This window comes from Agrobacterium cavarae (assembly GCF_004310285.1).
Lineage (GTDB): Bacteria > Pseudomonadota > Alphaproteobacteria > Rhizobiales > Rhizobiaceae > Agrobacterium > Agrobacterium cavarae.
Window position 1 is genome coordinate 263,299 of record NZ_SISF01000029.1, and the last position, 11,139, is coordinate 274,437.

The window sequence follows — 11,139 nt, forward strand, 5'->3', positions numbered from 1 at the left end:
TCAGGCTTCCTTGTCTACGGGACCCTTGTACAAAGGGCGGTTTGTGATGAAGGCCGGAACCGTAGCGATCAGCACGGAAAGGGCGGCGATGAGGAGAGCGAGACCGGCCGGCCAGAAATAGAGGGCGATTTCGGGGCGCACATGCACCGGGTCGGCGCCGATCGGCTCAAGCTTGTCGATGGACCGGTAGACCTGAGCCAGGCCGTTGACGTCCGTCGCCCGGAAATATTGGCCGCCGGTCAGGTCCGCGATCTTGCGCAGCGCGCCTTCGTCAAGGTCAGAAGATGTGACCATCTGGCGACCCATCGCGGTGTCGACGGCCATCGGAGCTCCGCCAACGCCGATCGTGTAGATACGGATTCCCAGTTTCTTGGCGAGCTCGGCTGCCCGGATTGGGTCCATTTCGCCTCTGTTGTTCGCGCCGTCCGTCAGGAGAACGAGAACACGTCCTTCGGCAGGTCTGTCCTTCAGACGGTTCAAGGACACCGCGATGGCGTCACCAATTGCCGTCTGCTGACCGGTCAGCCCGACCTGGGCCTCATCGAGAAGCTTGCGGACGGCCTCCCGATCAAATGTCAGAGGCGCTTGCAGATAGGCGCGATCCGAAAAGAGAACCAAGCCAACGCGGTCACCCTTGCGGCTTTTAATGAAAGCATCAGCCGCATCCTTGACCACGTTGAGGCGGGTGGTGGGCCTGCCGCCGACGGCGAAATCCTGCTCGGCCATGGAACCGGAAAGGTCGATAGCCATCATGATGTCGCGTCCTTCGGCAGGTAGCGGCACTTCCGGTCCGACATAGGCCGGACGGGCGAGCGCCGTCACCATCAGCAACCAGACAAGCGAAGCAGCAGCGAGCTTCCACCACGATGTCGAGGTGCGGTCTGCCCGACCTCCCAGGTCCCGCGACAGGCTGGCAAAGAACGGCACTTTCAATGCACCGCCCAATCCCTTGTCAGCGGGTTTGAGGAAATAGCGCAGCACGAAGGGCAGCGGCAGCAGTAGAAAGGCAAATGCCCAGAGAAAGGTAATCATCCGTTCCTCCTGATCCAGGTGGCGGTCTCGGCGCGCAGCGCCTCCGGTTCGAAATTCTCATTGGCCGGCGGACCGTAGGGACCGGTGGCCAGAAGCGTCGCACTGTTGCTGCTCATTCCGTATTTGCCTTCCATCAAAAACGCGCTCCACGCCTCGCCGGTCAAAACATCGGCCCCGGCCGAGCGGCGGCGGGCAACCCGTCGCAGCAGGGAAGAGATCTGCGTAAGAAATTCGTCCGGCTTGTCAGGCTTGATCGCCTCAAGCTCGCGAAGTGCCAGAAAACGAGCGCTCTTGCGGCGCATCAGGCTCCAGACGAGGGCGACCACGCTAAGGATGCAGACAAGGGCGATGAGGGCCCACCAACCCGGCGCAAGCGGCCACCAGCCGATTGGCTGAGGCAGATGAATGTCGCGAAGCTGAGCAAGCTCAGCCTGCATTTGTGGAGTGAGTTGCGTGCTCATGCTGCCATACTCCGGTTGAGATGCGGATGGAGGATCCAGGAGGGATCATCCGGTGTCTGCAGGAAATGGCACACCATGCCGTGATGCCGGCTGACGGTTTCCAGCCGCTCTTTGCGCGCCTCGAATTCATGCGCGTAGCGTTCGAGTTTGCGTCCGCCAAGCGCCGAGACGGCCAAGGCATGTTCGCCATCGGTCAGGCGTCCGCCGCGCGGTGGTAGAGCGGCATCGAAGGGATCGCTGACGTGGATGTTGGTCACATGAGCATTCACCGCCAGATGCCGGAGCTCGGTCTCCGCTTCGTCACCAAAATCGGAGAAGTCGCTGATAACGAAAGCCAGAGTTCCTGGCCGATTGCGGTGACGCAGACGGCGCAGGGCGTTCGCCAGGGTCGCCTCCGTGCCCAAAGGCCGCTCGAGTCGGGTTTCTTCCGACAGCGCTTCCAGAAGTCCAAGCACCGAGCGCCGCGTTCTGGCCGCGGGAAAGTCCCGCAGACCGTCGCGCGTCATCACAAGGCCGCCGACACGATCGCCGCCGTCATGTCCGGTCCAGGCCATCATGGCAGCCACTTCGGCTGCCAGATTGGATTTGAATCGGTTTCTAGTGCCGAACTGCATCATCGCGCGCATGTCGGTCAGAATGACTATTGGCCTCTCCCGCTCCTCCTGGAAGAGCTTTGTGTGGGTTTGGCCCGTGCGAGCAGTGACCCGCCAGTCGATGGATTTTACGTCGTCGCCCGGCTGGTACAGACGGCTTTCGGCAAATTCCATACCGCGGCCGCGATAAACGGAGCGGTTGGCACCCCATTGATGGGTCGCGACGCGACCGGATGGTGCAAAGCCGGTCAAGCCGCGCTGTGGCCGCACCCGAACAAGTTCGGGCAGGGTCGCGACAATGCCTTTGAGGTCTTGGTCTGTCATGACGGTCTCCCGACTGTTCAAGCAACAGGAACCCTGTCGATCAGGGCATCGATGAAGGCGTCGGCGGTTTTGCCTTCCGCTTCGGCCTCAAAGCTCAAGATGATGCGGTGACGCAGTACGTCATGCAGGACGGCCTGCACGTCGGACGGAGTGGCGAAATCCTGACCGTTCATCCAGGCGTGCACGCGAGCGCAACGGTCGAGAGCGATGGTCGAGCGGGGCGAAGCGCCATAGGAAATCTGATGCGCAAGGTCGGCGCCGTACATCTGGGGACGACGGGTCGCCTGGATCAGCTGAATGATGTAGTCGGTCAGCGCATCCGAGACATGGGTTTTCAGAGCCGCCTGCCGGGCCTCGAAGATTTCCCGTTGAGACACCCGGAAGGTAGACTTCACAGTTTCGGCCATGGCCTCGCCGCGTACGATCCGCAGGACCTCTCGCTCGGCTTCCGGGGAGGGAAAGTCGATCTTGACATGCAGCATGAAACGGTCGAGCTGAGCTTCCGGTAGCGGATAAGTGCCTTCCTGTTCAATCGGGTTCTGGGTTGCCATCACCATAAAGAGTTGCGGTAGACGGTAGGTCTTACCGGCAACGGTGACCTGGCGTTCGGCCATGGCTTCCAGGAGCGCCGACTGCACCTTGGCGGGTGCGCGGTTGATCTCGTCGGCAAGGATCAGGTTGTGAAACAAAGGACCGGGATGGAATTCGAAGGTTCCCTTTTCCGGGCGATATATCTCGGTTCCCGTCAGGTCGCTGGGAAGCAGGTCCGGGGTAAACTGGACACGGCACGGCTCGCCTTCGATAAGCTCCGCCAAGGTGTTGACGGCCTTTGTCTTTGCAAGGCCCGGTGCGCCTTCCAGCAGAATATGTCCATCACCGAACAGGCCGAGAAGCAAACTGTCGATAAACGTCTCCTGGCCGACAATACGTTTGTTCATTTGGTCGCGGAGCGCATCGACAAGGGCGTTGTTCGAGCGGGCTGCGGTTCGAAGTGTATTCATGGTCATCAGAGTGCCTCGCAATCGGGCCTGGCTTTTTGCCGAGGCGCCGCGGTTTCAGGGTCAAGACGTCGATGGAAGCAAGAAACCGGCGAGGGGCAGCTACAAGGCGTCCGTTCGCCACTTTGGCGACGTAGACTTGCAGTGCAATCTCCGCGGGATATTCTGAAGAGGGAGCAGTTCTTCCAGCATGGACGGCCCGAGTCGGCTCTTGCTTTCACGGTTCATTTCCCGAAGTCGATGAACAGCTAAGACACTAGGCGACGCAGTTTGAGGCAGCTTGCCGCGTTCTATAATTATTGTTGAAGTTGGCGCTTGGGGAACGAGACGGTGACGCGCAAGCCCGGTTTATCAGCGCAGGCGGGATCGGTCGCGGAAAGCGTGATGACGGCTTGATGGTGATCGGCGACCGCCTTGACGAGCGCAAGGCCGAGACCGCTGCCCGGCTTGCTGCGGGCGCTGTCGAGCCGTTTGAACAGGTCGAAGACCTCGTTGCGTTGACCGGCGGGGATGCCGCCGCCGGTGTCCTCAACGATGAGGTCGATCGTCTCAGGCCTGTCCTGAAGGCGAACCCGGATCGAAATGCCGGAGCCTCCATGCACGATGGCATTTCCAACAATGTTGGCGAGCATCTGCTGCACCATGCTCTTGTCGCACAAAAGCAGGTATTCTTCGGTTTCCCCGACCTGGAATTCGAGCGTTTGCCCGTTCTCCTGTGCGAGCGGTGCGAAGAATTCGAGCGTATTCTCGACGAGACCGCGAAGGTCGTTCAACTGCATGTCCTTGCGTGGCGAGCCGGCGCGGATGCGGGTGATGCGGAGAATTGTGTCGATGATCTCGTTAAGCGACCCGGTCTCGTTGAGTGCCCGCTCGACTTGCGGGTGCGGATCGCGGCCGGCCTCGATTGCGTCGAGCGCATCGTTCAGCAAAAGCCCGACGCGGGCGAGCGGGGTTTTCAGATCGTGGGCGATCGCAGTCGTTGTCGCGCGCATGCTCGCCATCAGTCGGGAGAGCACATCAAGGTTGGCGTTGATCTGAATGGAGATGCGGTCGATCTGATCCTTTCTCTCTACGATCGGTACGCGCGCATCCGATTCGCCGCTTGCAACACGCCCCAGAACGCCTTCGATCAACCTTAGTTTCGAAAAACTCTTACTGCTTGCCAACAGACCCAGAACCAATGTTCCGAAGGTCAACAGCAAGGTCATGACCACGAGGCCGGCAATCATGTAAACGCGCATCTCGTCCACGGCCTTGAGATTTCGGCCGACCACAAGCGTTGCATCGTTAAACTTCTGGACCGATACCACAAAATGGCCTTCGCTCCCTCGGGTCGAGAGGGATTGCAGCGTGGTGTCGCGGACACCGATGAAGTCCGGCATGGTGAGATCGGCACCTGCCAGGTTGACCCCGTTTTTATCATAGACTGCGGAGATGCGGTCCTGGCTGCTGACAAGGTTGCTCAGCGTACCGATTGCCTTCACCAAGCCGTCGCGTCCCTCCGCGGAGTAGACGTCGCTCAGAAGGACAGCCTCCTCAAGGGTCTGCTGCTCGGTGGCATCGCGCAGGGTCTTGGTCACCGATCCGATGAAGAGCGTCCCGCCAAGGCTCATGAGAAAAAGAACGCCTATCGCGACCTTGGCTGAGGTCCGAAAGGAACTACCGGACATAAGATCAGTGAGGCGCACGTATCCGGTATCCCATGTTGCGGACGGTTTGGATCAACGCTGTATCGAAGGGCTTGTCGATCTTCTGGCGCAGCTTACTGATATGGGTCTCCACGACCGTCGTTCCCGGATCGAAGGAAAAATCCCAGATTTTTTCCAGGATCATCGTCTTGCTCACGACCCGGCCCTCCGCTTCCATCAGGAGTTCGAGCAGTGCGAATTCCTTGTTCTGCAGATCGATGACTTGCCCCTGGCGAACCGCAACGCGTTTGAGAAGGTCAAGCTTGAGATCGTGGCAAATGAGCTCCGTCTTCTGGCTGTTCTCTTTCGGACGCCGGGACAGGGCATGAATGCGGGCGAGAAGCTCAGAAAAGTGAAACGGTTTGACGATGTAGTCGTCACCGCCTGCCATCAGCCCCTCTACCTTGTCTTCGAGGTCGGAGACCGCGGTCAAAAAAATGACCGGCAGCGAACTTTTTGACGCTCTGAGCGCCTTGACCACAGAAAGCCCGTCGAGGCCAGGCATCATCCTGTCGACGATTGCAAGATCGCAGCTGTTGTAGAGGCAATAGGTCAGCGCTTCGCGACCGTCGCTCACCCAATCGACCGAGAACCCCTGTTCGATGAGACCTTTGCGGATATATCCCGCCATCGTCTCATCGTCTTCTGCAACCAAAATCTTCATCGCCCGGACTCTCGGTTTGAACACCCCGCATTGTTGCTGACGAGCAATTGCGTTTTGCCATGGGTGCCGGAGCGATAGGTTTTCAAGCGTCGGGCCACTCCAAAAACAATCACTCTCGTCCGGTAAGGGTCGATACCATCCTCAGGAAGAAGCCAGGGCATAACGCGTCCAATTTCCGATGCTTTTCCGGGCATTTGTAACATCGCCACTGGATTACGGCTATCATATCACGGCGGATTTCTTACGTTTTAGCAGACCTGGATGTTAGGCCCGTGGCGTTGCCCCAAACGGGCTTTACGCGTGAGCGTGACGGGCGCAGCATCTTTTCGTTCGATATCGCCGTCAATCCTCGTTGCGCCAGTACCACGCAACGTATTGCTGCTTCCGGTCACGGTCCTTCTCAGCAAGATAGCGCTTGATAGTTCGAACATCCGATTTCTCGCCGGCAAACCAAACGAATGTCTCCCGCGAGGTTTGATCTATTTCCGCTTTCAATCGCTCGACAAGGCTTCCGCTGCCTTCTTGCGGATAGGTAGACCGATGCAGCCATTCGACTGAAACTGGTTCACCGTGGCTGATCGCTTGCTCTTCCCCGGCATCCTCGACTTCGATGATCGCCTTTATCGTGGTACCAACCGGTGCTTCCTCCACCATCCTTGCGATTGCTGGCAAGGCGGTTTCATCGCCAGAAAAGAGGATAGACTTCGCTGCCGGCAAACTGCCACCTCCCGGACCCATCAGCGCCACCCGTTGCCCAGCTTCTACGTCTCGCGCAAAGTCGGCGCCGGGGGTAGCAACGCCAGGCTTCGGATGCTGGAGAAAGTCGATGCTGACGTGGTTGGCCTCTTGATCCACCGAACGTATCGTATAGACGCGCACAAGAAGTTCGTCTTCGCCTTCTGGCCAGCCAATGCGGCCGTTTTCCTGCAGCTTTGGCCAAACCGGTACCCGGCCGACGGGCGGAACGAGCACACGCACATGCATGTCGCCACCGACAAACGGGGTTACATCGTCTACCGCCAGAATGACCCTCCGCATGCGCGGCGTAACAATCTGGGAACCGACAACCGTTGCCTCGTGAAAGCCGGGTGGGCGAACCTTTGGCGCTGGTATTGACCATTCAAGAGTGAACGGTTCATCGCCGGCGAAATAGAACAGGTGCTCGGCAAACATCGTGCGTGTTGCCGCGAGCATTTGGTCGTTCTCTGTTCGAATTTCGATCATCAACCGCTCATCGGCGGTGGTTACATCGATCGCCCAATCCTCAGATCTGAGCGATGCACCTTGCTCCGATACAACAACGTCAGAGTGCTCAACGAAGTGCTCGCAGATCTCAGCAAGCATTGCATTGACGTCAGCGGGGTAGGCGACACCGGAAAGGGTTGAGGGGTGTAGTGTGTTCATGATCTTGCCTGCATAAATGGAACGTGACGGGCTTGCATATGATGGCGACCGATCGGGAGCATCATCGGCCGGCCTGATGTCGGATCGAGAAGGATCTGGCTCTCCAGTCCGAAGACGTTTCGAACCAGATCCTGCGTCAGCACAGTTTGGGGCGGGCCTGCCACGAAAGGCCGCCCTTCCAGCATGGCGACAAGGTGGTCCGCGTAACGCGCAGCGAGGTTGAGATCGTGAAGGACCATCACGATGGTCGTGCCGCGCGTCCGGTTCAGGTCGGTCAAGAGGTCGAGGACATCGATCTGATGGCTCACATCCAGAAATGTGGTCGGCTCATCCAGCAGCAGCACTTCGGTCTGCTGCGCGAGTGCCATCGCAATCCAGACTCGCTGCCTTTGGCCGCCAGACAATTCATCGACGGGTCGGTCTGCCAGTTCCAGGGTTTGCGTTGCCACCAGCGCATCGGCGACGGCGCGGTCGTCATCTTTGGTCCAGGACGCGAAAAGACCATGATGGGGATGCCGTCCCCGGCTGACCAGATCCATGACCGTAATGCCTTCGGGTGTAATGGGTGATTGCGGCAAAAGCCCTAGCCGCTGTGCAAGCTCTTTCGTTGGCAGCCGGTGGATGGCACGCCCGTCGAGAAGTACCTCGCCCTGTTGCGGCGCGATGAGGCGCGAAAGAGCCTTGAGCAGCGTGGACTTCCCGCAGGCGTTTGCCCCAACAACGGCAGTTATCTGGCGGGAAGGAATAGCCAGGTCCAGACCCTTCAATATCTGCTTCTCACCATAGCCGGCGGACAAGTTTGCGGCCTCGAGGCGGGGATCAGTCATGAGGCAGCTCCTTGGCGGTTGCTTCGAATGATCAGGATGATGAGGTAGGGCGCCCCGAGTGCGCCAGTCACGACACCAACAGGATATCGGCTGGGCAAAAGAAATTGCCCGACAAAGTCACCTGCCAGAACCAGCGCTGCGCCAATCAGTCCGGCGGGAAGGAGGATCGAATGGCGGCGTCCAAATATGCCAGCGGCAATCGGACCTGCCAGAAAGGCAACAAAGGCGATCGGTCCGGTTATGGCAGTGGCTGTTGCAATCAGTCCCACGGCGGAAACGATCACCAGAAGGCGGGTTGATGAGACGTTGACGCCAAGTGCGGTGGCTGTGTCTTCACCGGTTCGCATCACCTCAAGATCACGTGCCTTAACCAGAAGAACGCTGCCAAAAATGAGAAGGGCGAGAAGCAGGGGACCTGCCATTTCGAGCTTTGCGCCATTCAGGCTTCCGGTAAGCCATCGCATGGCCTCCTGAAGACTGAAGGCAGGCGCGCGTGAGAGGATATAGACGATCATGCTCTCAAGCATGGCAGAAACACCGATGCCAACAAGAATGAGCCGAGCCCCCGAGACGCCGTTGCGATAGGAAAGGCCATGGACAAGCAGTGCCACTGCGAGGCCTGCCACCACAGCAAAGACGGAGGCGGCAGGACCGCCTACGCCGAGAATAACGATGGAGAAGACAGCCGCTGCACTGGCGCCAGACGTGATGCCGATGATGTCGGGGCTTGCGAGCGGATTACGCAAGAGGGTTTGAAATGCCGCTCCGCCCAACCCGAAACTCATACCTGCGACCAGACCAAGCACTGCGCGCGGCAGCCGCAGCTGGCCGACAGTGAAGCCTGCGCCCGGCACGGTTTCGCCCGCAAGGATGCGGATGACATCCGAAAAAGGGACATATGTTTGGCCGAAGGTGAGGGAGCAGCAAAATCCGGCGAGGATGGCCAGCGCCATGACGGCCAGCAGCACGTGGCGACGTCGAAGGTGGCGGTTCCGGCTCTCTCTGATCGATCCCCCAGCAGCCGGGTGGGTGGACGCATAAATCATAGTTGCTTCACCTTCTGTCGACGGACGATGAAGATGAAGAACGGCGCACCAACCAAAGCGGTCACGACGCCCACTTCCAGTTCGGACGGGCGTGCGGCCAGGCGACCGACAATATCGCTCACTGTCAGAAGGATCGCGCCGCCAAGTGCGGAGAATGGAAGGAGCCAGCGGTAATCCACACCGACCAGAAGCCGGCAGACATGTGGAACCACCAGACCGACAAAACCTATGGGCCCGCACACGGCGGTCGCTGCGCCGCATAGTATCACTGCACCAATTGTCGCGATAATCCGCGCGAAGGCTACGTTTTCTCCGAGCCCGGCAGCGAGTTCGTCGCCAAGTGCGAGCACGTTCAGCTTTCTGGCGGAGAGCAGGCAAAGCACGAAGCCAATGATCAGAAAGCCATAAACCGGTTCCATGCGCTCGAAAGTCGCCCCGCCAACACCGCCGATTTGCCAGGAACGGATTCCACCTGCGATATCTGCCCGCGGCAGAACGATGGCGATGACGAGCGAAGAAAAGGCGATGGCTGTTGCCGTGCCCGCCAAAGCCAGTTTCAAAGGCGTGGCGCCTCCGCGCCCCATTGAGCCGATCGTATAAACGAAGACGGAGGTTGCTGCCGCCCCGAAAATTGCCAGCCATATGAAACTGTGGGCGGAGCTTATACCGAACCAGGCCACCCCGACGACAACAGCAAGAGAAGCGCCCGTATTGATTCCCAGAATGCCGGGATCGGCCAAGGGGTTGCGGGTGATGCCTTGCATCACGGATCCGGCCAATCCGAGAGCCGCCCCGGCAATCAGCGCCAGCACCGTTCGCGGTATTCGCGTCGCCACGGCTGCCCGATCCAGAGTGGACGTGTCCCCCGCAATCGCAGCCAACACCTCGAACGGCGGTACATCACGCGTCCCTACCATAAGAGAAAGGATGGCCACAATGGTCGCGACCACGAGAACCGCGACGAGACATAGGAGGTTGGTGCGACTTGGCAGGGTAGGCGTCGGCTGCTGAATCAAATGCAGCATACGGCGGGCATTCATTCCGTTTTTCTCGCCGCTTCCGCCAGCTTGGCCACATAGGCAGGCAGGACCCAGGTGATGGAAAGAGGCGTAGGGTTGGCTGCCGTGCCGACCGGATCGCGACCCAAAGTCACGATGGCATCGTGTTTGACTGCCGGCATGCGCGCGAGAAGAGGATTGGCCTTCATTGCCTCGACAAGTTGTTTATTGCCGTAGGTGACGACGATATCGACGTCGTCAAACATGTCGATCTGCTCTGCACTGATTGAGCCAGCAAAGCTGCCATTGGACGATGCCTGAGCCACGCTTTTGGGCATGGAGAGACCCAGATCCTTGAAGAAGCGAACCCGTGTATCCTGTGATGTGTAGAAGTTGACAATGCTGAGATCGGTAGCGTCGAGATGTGTCACGAACATCGCAGACTTGCCCTTCAACTCCGGATATTTTGCAACCTCTGCTGCGATCTTCTTCTCGATGTCCGAGATAAGTGTCTCGCCTTCTGTGGCCATTCCCAGACCGGCGCTATCGAAACGGATGGTCTCGCGCCAATCGGTAGACCACGGCGCCTGGGGATAGGCAACCACTGGCGCGATCTGGCTCAGTGTCGCGTAGTCGTTTCTGTTCAATCCGGAATAGGCGGCGAGAATGACATCTGGTTGCGTCTCGGCCACTGCCTCGAAATCGATGCCGTCACCTTCATCGAACAAGCGCGGCGGATTGCCATTAAGCTCTTTAAGGCGCTCCGAAACCCATGGCAGCAGACCGTCACCGTCATCATCACCGAAATTGGCCGCCGCCATGCCGACGGGGACAATCCCCAGCGCAAGCGGAACTTCGTGATTGGCCCAGGCAACCGTTGCGATGCGGATTGGTTTTTTCGCGATCGTCGTCGTGCCAAGCGCATGTTTGATGTCGAGCGGAAAGCGAGCCGCGTCATCTGCCGCGGTCTGTAGTGCGCTCATGCTAAAGAGCAGGGCTGCAAGCGGTGCGAGTTGATGAAGTTTGATCCGCATGGTCCTGTTCCTTTCTCATTAAGTTGACCGTCAGTCTCAGCTTAAAGTCGAAAGGTCAAGCAATTTGGGC

General features: G+C 59.0%; 11 protein-coding genes. All 11 read right to left on the reverse strand.

Annotation, left to right across the window (positions count from 1 at the left end; translation table 11 throughout):
* The 11 genes from EYC79_RS11290 to EYC79_RS11340 all read right to left on the reverse strand — a co-directional run bounded on the left by EYC79_RS11290 (position 1) and on the right by EYC79_RS11340 (position 11,069).
* Entirely contained in the window at positions 1–1,032 is a 1,032-nt protein-coding gene (locus EYC79_RS11290; RefSeq protein ID WP_062426828.1) for a vWA domain-containing protein, read from the reverse strand.
* On the reverse strand, positions 1,029–1,493 hold the full coding sequence (locus EYC79_RS11295; protein WP_082447396.1) for a DUF4381 domain-containing protein: 465 nt from the start codon (positions 1,491–1,493) through the stop codon (positions 1,029–1,031). Before EYC79_RS11295 ends, EYC79_RS11290 begins: the two co-directional genes overlap by 4 nt.
* Positions 1,490–2,410: a DUF58 domain-containing protein gene (locus EYC79_RS11300; protein WP_062426830.1), complete on the reverse strand. Its 921-nt coding sequence runs from the start codon at positions 2,408–2,410 to the stop codon at positions 1,490–1,492. Before EYC79_RS11300 ends, EYC79_RS11295 begins: the two co-directional genes overlap by 4 nt.
* Positions 2,411–2,427: 17 nt before the next feature.
* Positions 2,428–3,417 (reverse strand): AAA family ATPase, encoded by a 990-nt coding sequence (locus EYC79_RS11305; protein WP_425532490.1) that lies wholly within the window; start codon positions 3,415–3,417, stop codon positions 2,428–2,430.
* A gap of 287 nt (positions 3,418–3,704) precedes the next feature.
* Positions 3,705–5,021 (reverse strand): sensor histidine kinase, encoded by a 1,317-nt coding sequence (locus EYC79_RS11310; RefSeq protein WP_162723159.1) that lies wholly within the window; start codon positions 5,019–5,021, stop codon positions 3,705–3,707.
* Positions 5,022–5,082: 61 nt separating this feature from the next.
* Complete coding sequence (locus EYC79_RS11315) at positions 5,083–5,760, reverse strand: response regulator transcription factor (protein ID WP_062597858.1); 678 nt, start codon at positions 5,758–5,760, stop codon at positions 5,083–5,085.
* 342 nt (positions 5,761–6,102) lie between these two features.
* Positions 6,103–7,164, reverse strand: coding sequence for a DUF2218 domain-containing protein (locus tag EYC79_RS11320; RefSeq protein ID WP_062426833.1), 1,062 nt, complete (start codon positions 7,162–7,164; stop codon positions 6,103–6,105).
* Positions 7,161–7,991: an ABC transporter ATP-binding protein gene (locus EYC79_RS11325; RefSeq protein ID WP_062426834.1), complete on the reverse strand. Its 831-nt coding sequence runs from the start codon at positions 7,989–7,991 to the stop codon at positions 7,161–7,163. Before EYC79_RS11325 ends, EYC79_RS11320 begins: the two co-directional genes overlap by 4 nt.
* Positions 7,988–9,037: a FecCD family ABC transporter permease gene (locus EYC79_RS11330; RefSeq protein WP_130978041.1), complete on the reverse strand. Its 1,050-nt coding sequence runs from the start codon at positions 9,035–9,037 to the stop codon at positions 7,988–7,990. The genes EYC79_RS11325 and EYC79_RS11330 overlap by 4 nt, the downstream gene beginning before the upstream one ends.
* On the reverse strand, positions 9,034–10,077 hold the full coding sequence (locus EYC79_RS11335) for a FecCD family ABC transporter permease (RefSeq protein ID WP_130978042.1): 1,044 nt from the start codon (positions 10,075–10,077) through the stop codon (positions 9,034–9,036). The genes EYC79_RS11330 and EYC79_RS11335 overlap by 4 nt, the downstream gene beginning before the upstream one ends.
* Positions 10,074–11,069 carry an iron-siderophore ABC transporter substrate-binding protein gene (locus tag EYC79_RS11340; protein WP_130978043.1) on the reverse strand — a complete coding sequence of 332 codons (996 nt, stop codon included), beginning with the start codon at positions 11,067–11,069 and terminating at the stop codon, positions 10,074–10,076. The genes EYC79_RS11335 and EYC79_RS11340 overlap by 4 nt, the downstream gene beginning before the upstream one ends.
* Between the last annotated feature and the right edge of the window lie 70 nt (positions 11,070–11,139).

What these genes read in the sequence shown, in the direction of transcription:
- EYC79_RS11295 (WP_082447396.1), bottom strand. Translation starts at nt 1,493, where the DNA reads ATGAGCACGCAACTCACTCCACAAATGCAGGCTGAGCTTGCTCAGCTT.
- EYC79_RS11300 (WP_062426830.1), bottom strand. Translation starts at nt 2,410, where the DNA reads ATGACAGACCAAGACCTCAAAGGCATTGTCGCGACCCTGCCCGAACTT.
- EYC79_RS11340 (WP_130978043.1), bottom strand. Translation starts at nt 11,069, where the DNA reads ATGCGGATCAAACTTCATCAACTCGCACCGCTTGCAGCCCTGCTCTTT.
- EYC79_RS11335 (WP_130978042.1), bottom strand. Translation starts at nt 10,077, where the DNA reads ATGAATGCCCGCCGTATGCTGCATTTGATTCAGCAGCCGACGCCTACC.
- EYC79_RS11290 (WP_062426828.1), bottom strand. Translation starts at nt 1,032, where the DNA reads ATGATTACCTTTCTCTGGGCATTTGCCTTTCTACTGCTGCCGCTGCCC.
- EYC79_RS11310 (WP_162723159.1), bottom strand. Translation starts at nt 5,021, where the DNA reads ATGAGCCTTGGCGGGACGCTCTTCATCGGATCGGTGACCAAGACCCTG.
- EYC79_RS11305 (WP_425532490.1), bottom strand. Translation starts at nt 3,417, where the DNA reads ATGACCATGAATACACTTCGAACCGCAGCCCGCTCGAACAACGCCCTT.
- EYC79_RS11320 (WP_062426833.1), bottom strand. Translation starts at nt 7,164, where the DNA reads ATGAACACACTACACCCCTCAACCCTTTCCGGTGTCGCCTACCCCGCT.
- EYC79_RS11315 (WP_062597858.1), bottom strand. Translation starts at nt 5,760, where the DNA reads ATGAAGATTTTGGTTGCAGAAGACGATGAGACGATGGCGGGATATATC.
- EYC79_RS11330 (WP_130978041.1), bottom strand. Translation starts at nt 9,037, where the DNA reads ATGATTTATGCGTCCACCCACCCGGCTGCTGGGGGATCGATCAGAGAG.
- EYC79_RS11325 (WP_062426834.1), bottom strand. Translation starts at nt 7,991, where the DNA reads ATGACTGATCCCCGCCTCGAGGCCGCAAACTTGTCCGCCGGCTATGGT.